This window comes from Microbacterium sp. NPDC055599, from assembly GCF_053618975.1.
The window spans coordinates 174,836-190,798 of record NZ_JBSHIM010000004.1; the positions used below are offsets into that span (position 1 = coordinate 174,836).

The 15,963-nt window shown below is 69.8% G+C and carries 14 protein-coding genes; 9 read left to right on the forward strand and 5 right to left on the reverse strand.

The window, feature by feature from the left end; all coding sequences use genetic code 11:
- Positions 1 to 9: 9 nt before the first annotated feature.
- Entirely contained in the window at positions 10 to 1,026 is a 1,017-nt protein-coding gene (locus ACWGQ1_RS05365) for a sugar-transfer associated ATP-grasp domain-containing protein (RefSeq protein WP_452312495.1), read from the reverse strand.
- 82 nt (positions 1,027 to 1,108) lie between these two features.
- Between ACWGQ1_RS05365 and ACWGQ1_RS05370 the strand changes: the two genes are divergently transcribed.
- Positions 1,109 to 1,807, forward strand: a complete 699-nt coding sequence (locus ACWGQ1_RS05370) for an alanine racemase (protein ID WP_206251188.1) — start codon at positions 1,109 to 1,111, stop codon at positions 1,805 to 1,807.
- Positions 1,804 to 2,844, forward strand: a complete 1,041-nt coding sequence (locus ACWGQ1_RS05375) for an alanine racemase (protein ID WP_452312496.1) — start codon at positions 1,804 to 1,806, stop codon at positions 2,842 to 2,844. Before ACWGQ1_RS05370 ends, ACWGQ1_RS05375 begins: the two co-directional genes overlap by 4 nt.
- Before the next feature lie 32 nt (positions 2,845 to 2,876).
- Here ACWGQ1_RS05375 and ACWGQ1_RS05380 read toward each other — a convergent pair whose 3' ends face one another.
- Complete coding sequence (locus tag ACWGQ1_RS05380; protein ID WP_136033021.1) at positions 2,877 to 3,095, reverse strand: DUF7455 domain-containing protein; 219 nt, start codon at positions 3,093 to 3,095, stop codon at positions 2,877 to 2,879.
- 180 nt (positions 3,096 to 3,275) lie between these two features.
- Between ACWGQ1_RS05380 and ACWGQ1_RS05385 the strand changes: the two genes are divergently transcribed.
- Positions 3,276 to 5,387, forward strand: a complete 2,112-nt coding sequence (locus tag ACWGQ1_RS05385; protein ID WP_372490596.1) for a DNA gyrase/topoisomerase IV subunit B — start codon at positions 3,276 to 3,278, stop codon at positions 5,385 to 5,387.
- Positions 5,388 to 5,441: 54 nt separating this feature from the next.
- Here ACWGQ1_RS05385 and ACWGQ1_RS05390 read toward each other — a convergent pair whose 3' ends face one another.
- The gene (locus ACWGQ1_RS05390) at positions 5,442 to 7,883 is read right to left on the reverse strand and encodes a DNA topoisomerase (ATP-hydrolyzing) (RefSeq protein ID WP_452312497.1); all 2,442 of its coding nucleotides are present in this window, start codon (positions 7,881 to 7,883) and stop codon (positions 5,442 to 5,444) included.
- Positions 7,884 to 7,927: 44 nt separating this feature from the next.
- Here ACWGQ1_RS05390 and ACWGQ1_RS05395 point away from each other — a divergent pair, with 44 nt between their 5' ends.
- Entirely contained in the window at positions 7,928 to 9,049 is a 1,122-nt protein-coding gene (locus tag ACWGQ1_RS05395) for an alkaline phosphatase family protein (RefSeq protein ID WP_452312498.1), read from the forward strand.
- 27 nt (positions 9,050 to 9,076) lie between these two features.
- Here ACWGQ1_RS05395 and sepH read toward each other — a convergent pair whose 3' ends face one another.
- Entirely contained in the window at positions 9,077 to 10,120 is a 1,044-nt protein-coding gene (gene sepH, locus ACWGQ1_RS05400) for a septation protein SepH (protein ID WP_136045084.1), read from the reverse strand.
- 199 nt (positions 10,121 to 10,319) lie between these two features.
- Between sepH and ACWGQ1_RS05405 the strand changes: the two genes are divergently transcribed.
- Positions 10,320 to 10,613, forward strand: coding sequence for a DUF4193 domain-containing protein (locus ACWGQ1_RS05405; RefSeq protein WP_025103572.1), 294 nt, complete (start codon positions 10,320 to 10,322; stop codon positions 10,611 to 10,613).
- Between the two features lie 71 nt (positions 10,614 to 10,684).
- On the opposite strand, the gene ACWGQ1_RS05410 is transcribed toward ACWGQ1_RS05405, so the two are convergent.
- Complete coding sequence (locus tag ACWGQ1_RS05410) at positions 10,685 to 11,149, reverse strand: DUF3093 domain-containing protein (RefSeq protein ID WP_136036097.1); 465 nt, start codon at positions 11,147 to 11,149, stop codon at positions 10,685 to 10,687.
- A 12-nt stretch (positions 11,150 to 11,161) separates the two neighbouring features.
- On the opposite strand from ACWGQ1_RS05410, the gene dut reads away from it, so the two are divergent.
- The 4 genes from dut to ACWGQ1_RS05430 all read left to right on the forward strand — a co-directional run bounded on the left by dut (position 11,162) and on the right by ACWGQ1_RS05430 (position 15,938).
- Positions 11,162 to 11,632, forward strand: a complete 471-nt coding sequence (dut, locus tag ACWGQ1_RS05415; protein ID WP_247638829.1) for a dUTP diphosphatase — start codon at positions 11,162 to 11,164, stop codon at positions 11,630 to 11,632.
- On the forward strand, positions 11,629 to 12,216 hold the full coding sequence (locus ACWGQ1_RS05420; RefSeq protein WP_136033035.1) for a DUF3710 domain-containing protein: 588 nt from the start codon (positions 11,629 to 11,631) through the stop codon (positions 12,214 to 12,216). Before dut ends, ACWGQ1_RS05420 begins: the two co-directional genes overlap by 4 nt.
- Positions 12,213 to 12,950 carry a DUF3159 domain-containing protein gene (locus ACWGQ1_RS05425; RefSeq protein WP_136045086.1) on the forward strand — a complete coding sequence of 246 codons (738 nt, stop codon included), beginning with the start codon at positions 12,213 to 12,215 and terminating at the stop codon, positions 12,948 to 12,950. The genes ACWGQ1_RS05420 and ACWGQ1_RS05425 overlap by 4 nt, the downstream gene beginning before the upstream one ends.
- 153 nt (positions 12,951 to 13,103) lie before the next feature.
- Positions 13,104 to 15,938, forward strand: a complete 2,835-nt coding sequence (locus ACWGQ1_RS05430) for an aconitate hydratase (RefSeq protein WP_136036099.1) — start codon at positions 13,104 to 13,106, stop codon at positions 15,936 to 15,938.
- The last annotated feature ends 25 nt before the right edge of the window (positions 15,939 to 15,963 follow it).

Genomic DNA, 15,963 nt, shown 5'->3' on the forward strand with positions numbered 1-15,963 from the left:
TCGTGGTGGTCAGAACCCGATGACCTCGCGGTAGCGCGGCTTGTGGCCGGTGCGGATCCCGGTGACGCTGGGCTTGTTCTCGTACACGCCGGCGCCCCAGTTGCCCTCGACGAGCACGGGACCGTCCGGCGTGACGACGACGTCCCAGCCGACGTACTGCACCTCGGGCACGACCCTGGCCACGCGGTCGATGAAGGCTCGCGCCTCGTCCATGAAGGGCAGCTGGAAGTCCGCGATGCGGAAGCCCGAGTCCGGGTGCGTCTCGTGCACGTGGCCGTGCGAGTCGTACCCCGCGCCGACCGCGTGTCCGTTCTCGTCGAGCATCGTGTAGAAGCCCCCGAAAGTCATCTGATCACTCACGGCGCCCCGCCCGAACTTCTGAGCCATCGCGAGGATGTGCGCCTTCTCGCCGTCGAAGAACGCGGTGATGCGGGTCGTGTTCACGGTGCCAGGGCAGACGGCGGCGAGGTCGTCGTGCTGTCGGATGACCTCTTCGATGAGGAGCTCGCCGCGACTCAGCAGCCCGCGGTGGAAGGCATCCCAGTCGTCGATATCGGCCGCGTGGTACCGGTGCACACCGGTGCCCGCCTGGCCGACCGGCTCCTTGGTGACGATGGTCCCCAGGCGTTCCGTGAGCGCGCGCACCTCGGCGGCGTTGCCCTCTTCGACCACCAGCCACTCGCGATGTAGGTGCTCGGAGAACTTCCGGTTGAACTCGATCTTGTCCTGGAAGATCCACCGGAAGTCCGGGTGGTCGTACTTCTGGGAGAGCTGGTTCGACACGGGGTGCGTCATGTAGGTGTCGCGCTCGGCACGGGTGAGCATCGCGAAGTCGTAGTCGATGTAGTCCTGGAACCCCACGTTGTGCCGCGCGGCGGACCACAGCATGTCCACGACGATCGTCGGTACGGGCTTGTGGTGCTGTGCAGAGGCCTCCTTCGCTCGCTCGACGACGGAGCCGACGTCGATGCGACGGGCGCGGCCGAGGAGGTAGCGGATGCGGGGCGCGAGAGAAAGACGAGTCATGGAGCTCCGGGGGTTGGGGATGCCGTCCAGTCTACGGGGGAGTCACACCGGGATCCCGGAACACGAAGCTAGGCTGGATCACGTGTGTGACACGACCTCGAGTGCGCTTCCGCGGGCGCTGATCTCCCGCTCCGCCCTCACCGCCGCAGCGGTTGCGGCCGTCCGCGAGGGGGGAGTGCGAGCAGACCTGCGCCGCGACGCCTGGGGTCACGGGCTGCTCGCCGTGGCCCACGCCGTGACGGTGGCCGGTGCCCGCGAGGTGCGCGTGGACAGCGAGGGCGAGGTGGAGATGCTGCGGCTGGAGGGCATCGCGGGGGTCACCACGGGGGAACCGGACATCGACCCGTCGATCCTCTACGGCCTCCCCGGCAGCAATCACGACGCGACACCGGTCCTGCGGCTGACGGGACGCGTGATGTCGACCAAGCCGCTGCGCGCGGGCGACGCCGTCTCCTACGGCTACACGTTCCGCGCGTCGGGTGACACCACGGTCGCGCTCGTGACCGGAGGGTACGCCCAGGGCATCGTGCGCGCGCTCGGCAACGTCGCCCTGGTCGAGGTGGACGGCATCCTCCGCCCGATCGTCGGCCGCGTGGCCATGGACGTCTGCGTCGTCGATCTGGAGGGCACGGAGGCCCCGGTCGGCGCCGAGGTGACGTACTTCGGTGGCACCGGACCCGCCCGAGACGAGATCGTCCGATGGTCCTCGGCGACGGACATGTCCGCCGCGGAGCTGGTCGCCGTCGCCGGTTCGCATGCCGTGCGGGGGTGGGAGGCATGAGCCGCCCCGAGCTGCGGCTGAGCGCGCGGACGCTCCGCGACAACATCGCGGCGGTCACCTCCCGCCTCGACGGCTGCGAGCTCATGCTCGTGCTCAAGGACGACGCCTACGGCCACGGCCTCACCTGGACCGTGGAGACGGCCGTACAGGCGGGGGTGGCGTCGTTCGGAAGCTACGACGTGCGGGGCGGCCTCGACGTGCGACGGCTCGTTGGCCCTGAGGCGAGGGTGTTCGCGTGGGCCACCTCGACGGATGCGGAGATCGACGAGGCGCTGCTCCAGGGGATCGACCTCGGCGTGGGCACTGTGGAGTACCTGCACCGCATCATCGCGCGGGCCGAGGCGCTCGGGGCTGTCGCGCGCGTGCACCTGAAGATCGACACGGGCCTGCACCGCAACGGCGTGCTCCCGGAGGACTGGCCGGGGGCGATCGCGCAGGCTCGGGCTGCAGAGGCTGCCGGACTGCTGTACCTGGCGGGGATCTGGAGCCACATCGCGGAGGCGAGCGATCGCGAGGACGACGACGCGCAGGCCGTGTTCCTGGATGCGGTCCGCACGGCTGAGGCGACGGGCCCCACTCCCGCGGCTCTTCACCTCACCGCGTCCGCCGCGTCGTGGTGGCGCCCTGAGCTGCGCGGCACCGTCGCCCGCATCGGTGCGTTCTGCTACGGCATCCGCTCCGCGGACGGGCCCGAGCTGGAGGGTGTGCGCCCGGTCGCGCGACTGGTGGCGCCGGTCGCACGCGTGGACGAGGGGCGTGCGGTGATCGAGGTCGGTGCCTTCGACGGACTGCCGTCGACGCTCGTCGGGGCCCCGGTCGGCACGCCGGCCGGAGCACGCGCGCTCGCGCGGATCGACCCGTTCTCCGCGGAGGTCGAGGAATGGGAGGGACTGTCCGTCGGGGACGAGGTGACGATCTTCGGTCCCGGAGAGGCGGGCGAGTCGTCGGCCACAACCCTCGCGGAGCGGATCGACACGGTGGGTGAGGAGATCCTCACGCGGCTGAGCCCGCGGATCCGCCGCGTGCCGGTGGACTGAGCCGGCGGGTCCGGCTCACTCCACCCGCGCGGTCAGACCGTCTCGACCAGGCGAGCGGTCTCGTCGTGCCAGCTGGTGGCGACGCTGCGGAGCTTCTCCTCGTACTTGCGGCCGTGGTGGGCGCAGAACAGGAGCTCGGAGCCGTTGACCTCGGCGGCGATGTAGGCCTGCGCACCGCAGGAGTCGCACCGGTCCATCGCGGTCAGCCGGAACTCGACAGCGGAGGTCTCACGTTCGGTCGTTGCATTCATCTCGGGGCCTCCTCGGGTGTCGGCGTCCTTGTTGGTCGTGCTCAATACAACCACGCCCCGCCTGTGGGCATGCCCGGTTGTCGGCGTGTTTCGCTCAGCGCGTACGGGCCGGCGCCGACTGCCGACGCGTGGGGAGTGTCGGCCGAGTCCACGGTGCCCGCGCGAATAGACTCGGAGATTGTGAATGCCGAGTACTCCGCCCATCATCTCCAGGTGCTCGAAGGACTCGAGGCGGTCCGCAAACGACCGGGCATGTACATCGGCTCGAACGGTTCGCCCGGGCTCATGCACTGCCTGTGGGAGATCATCGACAACTCCGTCGACGAGGCCGTCGCCGGCAACGGGTCGCGCATCGACATCATCCTGCACGAGGACGGCAGCGTCGAGGTGCACGACCGAGGCCGCGGCATCCCGGTCGACGTCGAACCGCGCACCGGGCTGTCCGGCGTCGAGGTCGTCTACACCAAGCTGCACGCCGGCGGGAAGTTCGGCGGCGGCTCGTACGCCGCGTCCGGTGGACTGCACGGCGTCGGTGCCTCGGTGGTCAACGCCCTCTCCGAGCGTCTCGACGTCGAGGTCGATCGCGGCGGCAAGACCTATGCGATGTCGTTCCACCGCGGCGAGCCTGGCGTGTTCCGCGACTCCGGCGAGAAGCGGCCCGACGCGCCGTTCACGCCGTTCGAGGAGAAGAGCGAGCTGCGGGTCATCGGCAAGGCGCCGCGCGGCGTCACCGGCACGCGCGTGCGCTACTGGGCCGACCGGCAGATCTTCACGAAGGACGCCGCGTTCCAGCTGGCGGAGCTGGAGACGCGTGCGCGACAGACGGCGTTCCTGGTCCCGGGCCTCGAGATCGTGGTGCGCGACGAGCGCGCCGGTACGGCGCCCGTCGGCGACGACGGCGCTCCCGCCGGGCCGATCGAGACGTCGTACCTGTACGAGGGCGGCATCTCCGAGTTCGTCGACTACCTCGCCATCGACCCGCCGGTGACGGACACGTGGCGCATCCAGGGCGAGGGCACGTTCCGCGAGACGGTGCCCGTGCTGCAGGCGGACGGCCACATGGTCGCGACCGAGGTGGAGCGCGTCTGCGAAGTGGATGTCGCACTGCGCTGGGGCACGGGCTACGACACCCGCATCCGCTCGTTCGTCAACATCATCTCCACGCCCAAGGGCGGCACGCACCAGCAGGGCTTCGAGCAGGAGCTGCTGAAGGTTCTCCGCGCGCAGGTCGAGCAGAACGCCCGCCGGCTGAAGGTCGGCAACGACAAGCTGGAGAAGGACGACGTGCTGGCCGGGCTCACGGCCGTGCTCACCGTCAACGTGCCCGAACCGCAGTTCGAGGGCCAGACCAAGGAGGTGCTCGGCACGCCGGCGGTGCGGCAGATCGTCGCCCAGGTCATGCGCAAGGAGCTCCTGCAGCGCTTCACGTCGACGAAGCGCGACGACAAGAGCCAGGCCACGCAGCTCCTCGACAAGATCGTGTCCGAGATGAAGGCCAGGGTGTCCGCGCGGGCGCACAAGGAGACACAGCGCCGCAAGAACGCGCTGGAGTCGTCCACGCTCCCCACGAAGCTCGTCGACTGCCGCACCAACGACGTCGAACGCAGCGAGCTGTTCATCGTGGAGGGCGACTCCGCTCTCGGCACGGCGAAGAACGCGCGCAACAGCGAGTTCCAGGCACTCCTGCCCATCCGCGGAAAGATCCTCAACGTGCAGAAGGCCTCGGTCGGGGACATGCTCTCCAATGCGGAGTGCGCGTCGATCATCCAGGTGATCGGAGCGGGCTCCGGTCGCACGTTCGACATCGAGGCGGCGCGCTACGGGAAGATCATCCTGATGAGCGACGCCGACGTCGACGGCGCCCACATCCGCACCCTGCTGCTCACGCTGTTCTTCCGGTACATGCGACCACTGATCGAGCACGGCCGCGTGTTCGCCGCCGTTCCTCCGCTGCACCGCATCATCGTGATCAACCCGGGGTCCAAGCCGAACGAGACGATCTACACGTACACCGAGCAGGAGATGCACGCGCTGCTGGCGAAGCTCCGCAAGGCGGGCAAGCGGTGGCACGAGCCGATCCAGCGCTACAAGGGTCTCGGGGAGATGGACGCCGAGCAGCTCGCGAACACGACCATGGACCGCTCCGGGCGTCTGCTCCGTCGCGTCCGTATGGAGGACGCGGAGGCCGCCGGTCGCGTGTTCGAGCTGCTGATGGGCAACGAGGTCGCTCCGCGGCGCGAGTTCATCATCGACTCGGCCGACCGGCTGTCGCGCGAGTCCATCGACGCCTGACACGCAGCGGGGAGCCCGAAGCCCGGGCACCCCGCTCGACGGCTCTTCGCGCGCTCAGACGATCGTGCGCCCGATGCTGCCGATCACGCCGTCGATGGGCTGACCGGAGGCATCGCGTCGGGCGCCGGACTCCGGGAGCTTGCGGACGGCACCCGTCGGGTCGACCGCGAGCGGCGGGTTGGGACCGACCCACGCGACCGTCAGCCGGTCCTCGCCCTTCAGGAAGGCGTGGGCGCGCACCCCGCCGGTCGCTCGTCCCTTGGCGGGGTACTCCGCGAACGACGAGACCTTCGCGCGTCCTGGATCGGTTCCGGGCAGGATGCTCTCGGCACCCGACACGGTCGCCACGACCGCGTCGACCCCCGGTGCGACCACCCCGAAGAACAGCACCGTGGCGCCGGCCCCGAGCTTGATGCCGGCCATACCTCCGGCGGCAGCGCCCTGCGGTCGCACGCTCGCGGCAGCGAAGCGGAGCAGCTGCGCATCGGAGGTGAGGAACACGAGCTCGGCGTCGTCGGGGGACTCCGCCGCACCCACGACCGTGTCGCCGGGCTTGAGGCCGATCACCTCGAGCTCCGGGCGGACGGGGAGCGCCGACGGCACGATGCGCTTCACGACGCCCTGCGCGGTGCCCAGGGCGATCGGCGTGTCGCTGTCGAAGCGGACGAACCCGAGGATGCGCTCGCCCTTCGTGGTGATGCCGAGGTAGTCGCGCAGCGGGGCGCCGGCCGCCAGCTGGACGGAGCTCGCCGGAACCGACGGAAGGTCGACGGGGGAGAAGCGCACGACCCGTCCGCTGCTCGTGAGCGCACCGAGCTCGGCGCGCACCGTGGTCTCGACCGTGGCGAAGATGGCGTCGTGTTTGCTCCGGCGGGTGGGGGCCGTGAGCTCCTGGCCGTCGCCCAGGTCGACCCGGACGGCACGACCGGTGGTGGACAGCACGAGCGTGGTGGGCGCGTCGGCGATCTGCAGGTCGGCGGCCCCCTTGGCGGCGCGGGGCTTCGGCGGAGCCGCGTTGAGCAGCAGCGTGCGTCGCGGGGTCCCGTATGCCTCGGCCACGGCGTCGAGCTCGCGGGCGACGGCGGCGCGGAGCAGCGCGGGGCTGCCGAGCAGCTCTCGCAGGTCCGCGATCTCGGCGAGCAGCGCGTCGCGCTCGGTCTCCAGCTCGATGCGGGAGAACTTGGTCAGGCGCCGCAGCCGCAGCTCGAGGATGTACTCGGCCTGCGGCTCGCTGAGATCGAAGACCGAGCGCAGGCGGGTGCGCGCCTGTTCCGAGTCGTCGGAGGAGCGGATGACCTGGATGACCTCGTCGATGTCGAGGATCGCGATGAGGAGGCCCTCGACGAGGTGGAGACGTTCCTCGCGCCGGGCGAGGCGGTAGCGGCTGCGGCGGGTGATGACCTCGATGCGATGCCCGACGTAGACGCTCAGCATCTCCTTGAGGCCGAGGGTTCGCGGCTGCCCGTCCACCAGGGCGACGTTGTTGATGCTGAACGAGTCTTCCAGCGGTGTCAGCCGATACAGCTGTTCCAGGACCGCGTTCGGATCGAACCCAGTCTTCACGCCGATGGCCACGCGCAGTCCGTGGTTGCGGTCGGTGAGGTCGGTGACGTCGCTGATGCCCTGCAGCTTCTTGGCCTGGACGGCGTCCCGGATCTTCTCGATCAGTCGCTCCGGGCCGACCATATAGGGCAGCTCGGAGACGATGATGCCTGTGCGCCGGGGGCCGAGCGGCTCGATCGATGTCTTGCCGCGGACCTTCAGGGCGCCGCGGCCGGTGGTGTACGCGTCCTTCACGCCCTCGAGGCCCATCAGGATGCCGCCCGAGGGGAAGTCGGGGCCGGGCACGTACTCCATCAGCTCTTCCGTCGTGGCGTCCGGGTGCTCGAGGAGATGCACGGCTGCGGCGACGACCTCGATGAGGTTGTGCGGGGCCATGTTCGTCGCCATGCCGACGGCGATGCCGCTGGCGCCGTTGACCAACAGGTTCGGGAAGGCCGCGGGCAGCACGGCGGGCTGCTGGAATTGGCCGTCGTAGTTGGGGATGAAGTCGACGACGTCCTCGTCGAGGTTCTCCGTGAGGGAGAGTGCGGCGGCCGCGAGTCGCGCCTCGGTGTACCGGGCGGCCGCCGGGCCGTCGTCGAGTGAGCCGAAGTTACCATGCCCGTCGACGAGCGGCACGCGCAGCGCCCACTCCTGGGCGAGCCGCACGAGCGCGTCGTAGATGGCGGAGTCGCCGTGGGGGTGCAGCTTTCCCATCACCTCGCCGACGACGCGCGCGCTCTTGACGTGACCGCGGTCGGGGCGCAGACCCATCTCGGCCATCTGGAACAGGATGCGGCGCTGCACCGGCTTGAGCCCGTCCCGCGCGTCCGGAAGGGCGCGGGAGTAGATGACGGAGTACGCGTATTCGAGGAAGGAGCCCTGCATCTCGTGAGACAGATCGATGTCCTGGATGCGTTCGTCGACGGGCTCGGACGGCGGGGTTTTCGGCATGGACTTCCTGGGGGCGTACGGGAGCCTGTGTCAGACTGGCTCGGATGTCCCTCATGCTACCGTCCGCCTCGCCCAGCGCCCGGAGCGTCGTCGGGGTGGCGGGCGACCTGAGCGCCGCTCTCCGCGGCGAGTCGGAGCTGCTCCCGCGCGCGGAGTCGGTCGTGCTGGTGGTGGTCGACGGCCTGGGCGCGCTCGGTCTCCGCGGCCACTCCGGTCATGCGCGTACGCTCAGCGGGGCGATGACGAAGCGGGATGTCGCGCACAGCGTGTTCCCGTCGACGACGGCTGCCGCGCTGACCAGTATCGTGACGGGCGCGTGGCCTGGCGAGCACGGGCTGGTGGGGTACCGCGTCCTCGACCGCGAGCGTGACGTGCTCGTGAACCAGCTCAGCGGGTGGGAGAGCGACGGGCTCGACCCGCTCGCGTGGCAGCCGGTGCCGACCGTCTTCGAGCGGGAGGCTGCCGCGGGCCGAGAGACGTTCGCCGTGGGGCTCGCCGCGTACGCCACGAGCGGGTTCACGCGCGCGACGCTGCGCGGCGCGACCTTCGTCCCCGCGCTGACCCCGGAGGATCGGATTGAGGCGGCCTTCGCTCTCGCCCACGACCATCCGGGCTCCTTCGTCTACTGCTATCTGCCCGAGGTCGACAAGGCGGGGCACCGCTACGGGATCGCCTCCGCGGAGTGGGTCGCGGCGCTGGAGCGCATCGATGCCGCCCTGAGCGTTCGTGTGCCTCCGGGCGTCGGCGTCCTGGTGACCTCCGACCACGGCATGGTCGATGTCCCCGCCCATCGGCAGGCGGTCCTCGATGAATCGCACTTGCGCGGGGTGCGGCACCTGGGCGGCGAGCCGCGCATGCTGCACCTGTACCTGGAGCCGGCCGCCGACGAGAGCGCGGTGCTCTCCCGGCTGCGCACCGACCTGGAGGGCGCCGCCGATGTCGTGACGCGCGACGACGCCATCAGGGCCGGCCTGTTCGGTCCCGCGGTGACGGAGGCCGCGGCTGCCCGGGTGGGGGACGTGCTCGTGATCGCGCGCGGGTCCTGGGCGGTGTACGACGGCACCGCAGCGGATCAGCGCAATCGCGGCATGATCGGACAGCACGGTGCCATGACCGATGAGGAGACGCGGGTGCCGCTCATCCGTCTCGGTGCCTTCGCACGGTGACGCCGACGCCACCGCGGAGAGCGCGACTCACTCGTCGGTGCGCGCTCCGAAGACGATCTCGTCCCACGACGGCATGGCGTTGCGACGACGACGACGGCCGCCGCTCTCCGCCGGTTCGGCGGGGCTGCGCGGCGAGTCCGGTTCCGTCGTCTCCGGCTCGCTGACATCGTCGAAGGCCTCGAAGAGAGAGATCGGGCTCGACTCCTCGCGGCTCTCCTCGTGCTCCTCGAGCAGCGGTGACGTCTCGCGCTGACCCCGACGCCGTCGCAGGGCCTCCAGCAGGTCGGCGGTCTCGGCGCTCGGGGCGCTGGAGTCGGGGGCGCGGTTGATCGCCGCGTCCTGGACGGCGGGGGCGGAGCGCTCCGGCAGCGACGGCTCTTCGACCTCCGCCTCCGGGGTGGGCACGAGGCGCGGTCCGAAGGCACCGGAGTCGAAACGGCTGTCGTCCTTGTACGGCGACGTCGTCCGGTCGGCTTCCACTGCGCGGAGCCGGGGGATCAGTCCCTCGGGGAGCGAGCCCTGGCGGGAGAGCTGAGTGGCGTCGGCGTTGAGGGGCGAGAGCGCGCTGCGCCGGGGGTCGAAGCTCCACCGGGCGTCGTGATCGACGTCGTTGGCTGTGAACTCGAGCTTCACGATCCAGCCGGTGTCCTCCTTCCAGCTCGCCCAGCGCTCGGACGTCGCCGCGACCTCTGCGAGCTTGGCGCGCACGGCCGCGCCGAACGTCGGCTGGGCGTCCGGTTCGACCTCGCTGCCGATGAGCACGGGCACGGCGAGAGCCTGGCCGATGATGTGCTCGCGCTCGGCGAGCACCGGCCCCTCGAAGCGGACCACGTCGTCGACCGCGATACCGAGCAGCTCGGCGACCTCGGGTGCGGTGAGACCGGCGCGGATCTGCGCCTGGATGTCGCGCGGGCTCGCGGCGAGCTTCTGGGCGGTCGGTTCGGCCTGTCGGGTGGCGCGGCGGATCTCCCGCTGCAGCACGTCGTCGATGGGCAGCGCGAAGCGTTCGCCCGACTCGGTCGCGAGCACGAGGACTCCTGCTTCAGTGCCGACGATGGTGACGTTTTCCATGCGAATGCCCCTCTGATGGGTGTGCGTTCATGGTGTCACGGGGGAGGGGGCGGAACAGGGAATATCGCGGGCGTGCCGTGAGTTTGCCCTGTCGCATGCGGAGGCATTTGCGAAATGCCCCACCGTCATGCAAACTATGGCCGCCGATTACCCGACGGCACACCCGCCCACTCGCACCATGAAAGTGGAGATTCACCGCATGGCAACCGATTACGACGCTCCCCGAAAGAGTGAAGACGACTCCGAGTCGATCGAAGCCCTGAAGGAGCGTGTGCCGGACAAGCTGTCCGGCACGACGGGGGACGAGGACTCCGACAACCCCTCGAACTTCGACCTGCCGGGCGCGGACCTCTCCGACCTCGAGCTCGACGTCGTCGTGCTGCCCGCGCAGCAGGACGAGTTCACGTGCATGAGCTGCTTCCTCGTGAAGCACCGTTCGCAGCTCGACCACGAGGGACCCGACGGCCCCATCTGCAAGGAGTGCGCTGCCTGAGCAGTCCTCCGAGCGACGCATGACGCGCCCCCGACCATCCGGTCAGGGGCGCGCTGTCGTTGGCGGGTGGCTCAGCCTTTCGCGGCGCGGATCGCCGCAGCGAGGCGGTCGGGGGTGCGGGTCGAGATGGTCCACGCCACGACCGGATCCGCGTCGTCGAGGTTGGGCACCACGACCAGGCCGTCGATGCCGCCGCGGATGAGGTGCCACCCGCGGGCGGGGAGTCCGGGTCCTCTGGCGTGACGTGCGTCTGCTCCATCGAGCGCGAGCGGTTCGCCGAGGTGGGTCACGTCGATGTGCGCGCGACCGGCGCGGAGCACGCCGTCCTCGACCGAGACGACCGGGGCAAGACCGATGACCGCGAGGACGAGCGCGGCGGAGACCAGCGCGCCGAGGACGAGCGCGACCGTCGATCCGACCGGGACGAAGATGAGCGAGACCATCGGTCCGGCGAGAGCGACGGTGACGAGGAGCCAGAGGCTCGGTGCGAGCCGCTCCCGGTAGCGGGGACGTGCGGCGGTGGCGGGGTTCTGCATTAGCCTCATGGGGTGACCGATTCCGTTGATGTCCCCATTATCGCCGCAGTGGTCCCCGGCTATGCGCACCCGGGTGACGCGGGCGCCGATCTGGTCGCCGCGGAGGCCGTGCACCTGGAGCCGGGGGAGCGGGCTCTCGTCCCGACCGGCGTGCGCATCGCCCTCCCGGACGGCTACGCGGCCTTCGTCGTTCCGCGCAGTGGTCTCGCGGCGAAGCACGGGATCTCCATCGTCAATGCACCGGGCACCGTCGACGCCGGCTACCGGGGTGAGATCAAGGTGAGCCTGATCAACACGGACATCCACAGCGCGTACGATGTGGCCGTCGGCGATCGCATCGCCCAGCTCGTCGTGATGCCCGTGACCCGCGCCCGGTTCCTGCCGGTCGAGGAGCTCCCGGACAGCGTCAGGGGCGACGGGGGATTCGGATCGACCGGCTACCAGGCACAGGCCACCGCGAACGAAGCAGGACAGGCGAGATGAGCGACAACAACGCGACCCCCTCCAAGTCGGCGCCGGAGAACCGCGCCACGGAGGGTCCTTTCGACGACTCCGAGGCGAACCCGGTCCGCCCGTACATCGACCTCGGCGGGATCAAGATTCTTCCGCGCGAGGGCCTGAACCTGCGCCTCGAGGTCGAGGAGCAGTCCAAGCGCATCGTCGCCGTCGGTCTCGACTACGCGGAGTCCTCGTTGCAGGTGCAGCCGTTCGCGGCGCCCCGATCGGGCGGCCTGTGGGACGAGACCCGCGTGCAGCTGCGTGATCAGGTGAAGGCGCAGGGCGGACGGGTCGAGGAGCGGGAGGGCCCGCTGGGCAAGGAGCTGCTCGCCGAGGTCCCGGCCACGGCGGCCGAGGGCTCCGGCCTGCGTCTGGCACGCTTCATCGGCATCGACGGCCCGCGGTGGTTCCTGCGCGGTGTGATCGGCGGGGCGGCGGCGTCCGATCCCGAGGCGGCCGCGAAGGTGGAGGACCTGTTCCGTTCCATCGTCGTCGTGCGTGGCGGCGCCCCCATGCCCCCGCGTGACCTCATCCCCCTGAAGATGCCGGCGACCCCGGGCTCGGCGTGAGCTCCCCGGTTCCCGAGGAGCCGGAGCGCCCGCAGACCGCGTCGGAGATCCTGGGTGCCGCGCTGGGGGGAGCGGCCAGGAAGGCGGGCCTCGATCCCGCGCAGAGCGCGAGCACGCACACGGTCGTGTGGTCGGCGATGGGCGGCTGGCGCGGCATTGTCGAATCGGTGCTCCCGAGCCTCGCGTTCGTCATCCTCTTCACCCTCCGCCCGCAGCCGCTGATCCTTCCGCTCGGCGTCTCCGTCGGGCTTGCCGCGATCTTCACGATCGTGCGCCTGGTGCAGAAGTCGCCACCGTCCGCGGCGCTCGGCGGCCTGATCGCCGCGGTCGCCGCCGCAGGACTGGCGCTCTGGACCGGGCGCGGCGAGGACAACTTCGTCCCCGGGCTCATCACCAACGCCGTGTACGGATCGGCCATCCTCGTGTCGGCGCTCATCGGGTGGTCGGTCATCGGTCTGGCCGCCGGCTTCCTCATGGGCGAGGGCACCGCGTGGCGGACGGACCGCCGCAAGCGTCGCGCCTTCTTCTGGCTCGGCATCGCGTGGGCGGCCCTCTTCTTCGCGCGACTGGCCGTGCAGTTCCCCCTGTATCTCGCGGGCGACGTGACGGCGCTCGGAACGCTCAAGCTGGTGATGGGACTGCCGTTGTTCGCGCCGCTCATCGCGGTCACCTGGCTGGTGGTCCGTGCGCTGTATCCCCGCGCGCCTTCGCGCGAGGATGCCGCCGCGGCGTGATAGATTTATCTCGACATCAAGATAAATCGCAGGCTTTCGCCCACGCGTCGCGGGGAGCAGACTGGTTAGGTCCGCCTTCCTAGCCGCCGGGGTGCGCGGGCGAGCAAGATGGAGGCGCCTGTCGCTCCCATCCGAATAGAAGGAGACGGATTCGTGTCCACGGTGAACAGCTTCGGTGCCAAGAGCACCCTGACGGTCGGCAGCACCGACTACGAGATCTTCCGCATCGACACGGTGCCCGGTTTCGACAAGCTTCCCTTCAGCCTCAAGGTCCTGCTGGAGAACCTGCTTCGCACCGAGGATGGCGCGAACGTGACGAAGGCGCAGATCGAGGCGCTCGGCTCGTGGGATGCCACCGCCGAGCCGAACACCGAGATCCAGTTCACGCCGGCGCGCGTGGTCATGCAGGACTTCACCGGCGTGCCCTGCATCGTCGACCTCGCCACGATGCGCGAGGCAGTCACGGCGCTCGGCGGCGACGCCAACAAGATCAATCCGCTCTCGCCCGCCGAGATGGTGATCGACCACTCCGTCATCGCCGACCTCTTCGGGACCGAGAACGCGCTCGAGCGCAACGTCGAGATCGAGTACGAGCGCAACGGCGAGCGGTACCAGTTCCTGCGCTGGGGCCAGACGGCGTTCAGCGACTTCAAGGTCGTCCCGCCCGGCACCGGCATCGTCCACCAGGTGAACATCGAGCACCTGGCCAAGGTCATCTACGACCGCGAGGTCGGCGGCGTGCTGCGCGCGTACCCCGACACCTGCGTCGGCACCGATTCGCACACCACGATGGTGAACGGTCTCGGCGTGCTCGGCTGGGGCGTCGGCGGCATCGAGGCCGAGGCCGCGATGCTCGGCCAGCCCGTGTCGATGCTCATCCCGCGCGTCGTGGGCTTCAAGCTCTCGGGCGAGATCCCCGCCGGTGTGACCGCGACCGACGTCGTGCTCACCATCACCGACATGCTGCGCAAGCACGGCGTGGTCGGCAAGTTCGTCGAGTTCTACGGCGAGGGCGTCGCCTCGGTGCCGCTCGCGAACCGCGCCACGATCGGCAACATGTCGCCGGAGTTCGGCTCCACCGCCGCGATCTTCCCGATCGACGACGTCACGCTCGACTACCTGCGCCTCACCGGCCGCAGCGAGGAAGCCGTCGCGCTTGTCGAGGCGTACGCCAAGGAGCAGCAGCTCTGGCACGACGCGTCGCGCGAGCCCGTGTTCAGCGAGTACCTCGAGCTGGACCTCGGCACGGTCGTCCCGTCGATCGCCGGCCCGAAGCGTCCGCAGGACCGCATCCTGCTGTCCGAGGCCAAGTCGCAGTTCGAGCAGGACATCCTGGCCTACGCCTCGCCCTCGACCAGCGAGGACATCGTCGACCTCGAGTCGAAGCACTCGTTCCCCGCGTCCGACCCCGGGCAGGTCCCCGGCGAGGAGGAGCCGACCACGCGTCCGGTGCACATCAGCAGCGGCGCCCCGGTCAACGCCTCCAACCCGGTGCCGGTCACCACCCCGGACGGCGAGAAGTACATCCTCGACAACGGCGCTGTGACCCTCGCCGCCATCACGTCGTGCACGAACACGTCGAACCCGTCGGTCATGATCGCGGCCGGTCTGCTCGCACGCAAGGCGCGCGAGAAGGGCCTGAAGCAGAAGCCCTGGGTCAAGACGACGCTCGGCCCCGGATCGAAGGTCGTCACCGACTACTACGAGAAGTCCGGCCTCGACAAGGATCTCGAGGGCCTCGGCTTCTACACCGTCGGCTACGGCTGCACGATCTGCATCGGAAACTCCGGCCCGCTGATCGAGGAGGTGTCGGAGGCGATCAACTCGCACGACCTCGCCGTGACGGCCGTCCTCTCCGGCAACCGCAACTTCGAGGGCCGGATCAGCCCCGACGTGAAGATGAACTACCTGGCCAGCCCGCCGCTGGTCATCGCGTACGCCCTCGCCGGATCGATGCACTTCGACTTCGACACCGACGCGCTGGGTCAGGACGCCGACGGCAACGACGTGTTCCTCAAGGACATCTGGCCGTCGCCGGAAGAGGTGCAGGAGATCGTCGACTCGTCGATCTCGCGCGACCAGTTCATCAAGCAGTACGCCACGGTGTTCGACGGCGACGAGCGCTGGCGCAACCTGCCGACGCCCGACGACGACACGTTCCAGTGGGACGAGAACTCGACCTACGTGCGCAAGGCGCCGTACTTCGATGGCATGACGATGGAGCTCACCCCGGTGCAGGACATCCAGGGCGCGCGCGTCATGGCGACCCTGGGCGACTCGGTCACGACCGATCACATCTCGCCCGCCGGCAACATCAAGCCGGGCACCCCGGCGGCGCAGTACCTCACCGAGCACGGCGTGGACCGCAAGGACTTCAACTCCTTCGGCTCGCGCCGAGGCAACCACGAGGTGATGATCCGCGGCACGTTCGCGAACATCCGCCTGAAGAACCTCATGGTCTCGGCCGTCAACGACGGTCAGGTCGTCGAGGGCGGGTTCACGCGCGACTTCACCCAGCCGGGCGGTCCGCAGTCGTACATCTACGACGCGTGCATGAACTACGCCGAGCAGGGCACCCCGCTCGTCGTGTTCGGCGGCAAGGAGTACGGCTCCGGCTCGTCGCGCGACTGGGCGGCCAAGGGCACGAGCCTGCTGGGCGTCAAGGCCGTGATCACGGAGAGCTTCGAGCGCATCCACCGCTCCAACCTCATCGGCATGGGCGTCGTCCCGCTGCAGTTCCCGGCGGGCGAGAGCTGGGAGTCGCTGGGCCTCGACGGCACCGAGATCGTCTCGATCACGGGCCTCGAGGAGCTCAACAACGGCGTCACCCCGAAGACGGTCAAGGTCACCGCCACCCCGAGCGAGCACTCGCCCGAGGGCAAGCAGCCGATCGAGTTCGACGCGGTCGTCCGCATCGACACCCCCGGTGAGGCGGACTACTACCGCAACGGCGGCATCCTGCAGTACGTGCTGCGCTCGCTCGTCTGACGCGTCTCGCGGAGGGGCCCGGGTC

What these genes read in the sequence shown, in the direction of transcription:
- ACWGQ1_RS05375 (WP_452312496.1), top strand. Translation starts at nt 1,804, where the DNA reads ATGAGCCGCCCCGAGCTGCGGCTGAGCGCGCGGACGCTCCGCGACAAC.
- ACWGQ1_RS05420 (WP_136033035.1), top strand. Translation starts at nt 11,629, where the DNA reads ATGAGCGACAACAACGCGACCCCCTCCAAGTCGGCGCCGGAGAACCGC.
- ACWGQ1_RS05395 (WP_452312498.1), top strand. Translation starts at nt 7,928, where the DNA reads ATGTCCCTCATGCTACCGTCCGCCTCGCCCAGCGCCCGGAGCGTCGTC.
- ACWGQ1_RS05380 (WP_136033021.1), bottom strand. Translation starts at nt 3,095, where the DNA reads ATGAATGCAACGACCGAACGTGAGACCTCCGCTGTCGAGTTCCGGCTG.
- ACWGQ1_RS05390 (WP_452312497.1), bottom strand. Translation starts at nt 7,883, where the DNA reads ATGCCGAAAACCCCGCCGTCCGAGCCCGTCGACGAACGCATCCAGGAC.
- sepH (WP_136045084.1), bottom strand. Translation starts at nt 10,120, where the DNA reads ATGGAAAACGTCACCATCGTCGGCACTGAAGCAGGAGTCCTCGTGCTC.
- ACWGQ1_RS05410 (WP_136036097.1), bottom strand. Translation starts at nt 11,149, where the DNA reads ATGCAGAACCCCGCCACCGCCGCACGTCCCCGCTACCGGGAGCGGCTC.
- ACWGQ1_RS05365 (WP_452312495.1), bottom strand. Translation starts at nt 1,026, where the DNA reads ATGACTCGTCTTTCTCTCGCGCCCCGCATCCGCTACCTCCTCGGCCGC.
- ACWGQ1_RS05405 (WP_025103572.1), top strand. Translation starts at nt 10,320, where the DNA reads ATGGCAACCGATTACGACGCTCCCCGAAAGAGTGAAGACGACTCCGAG.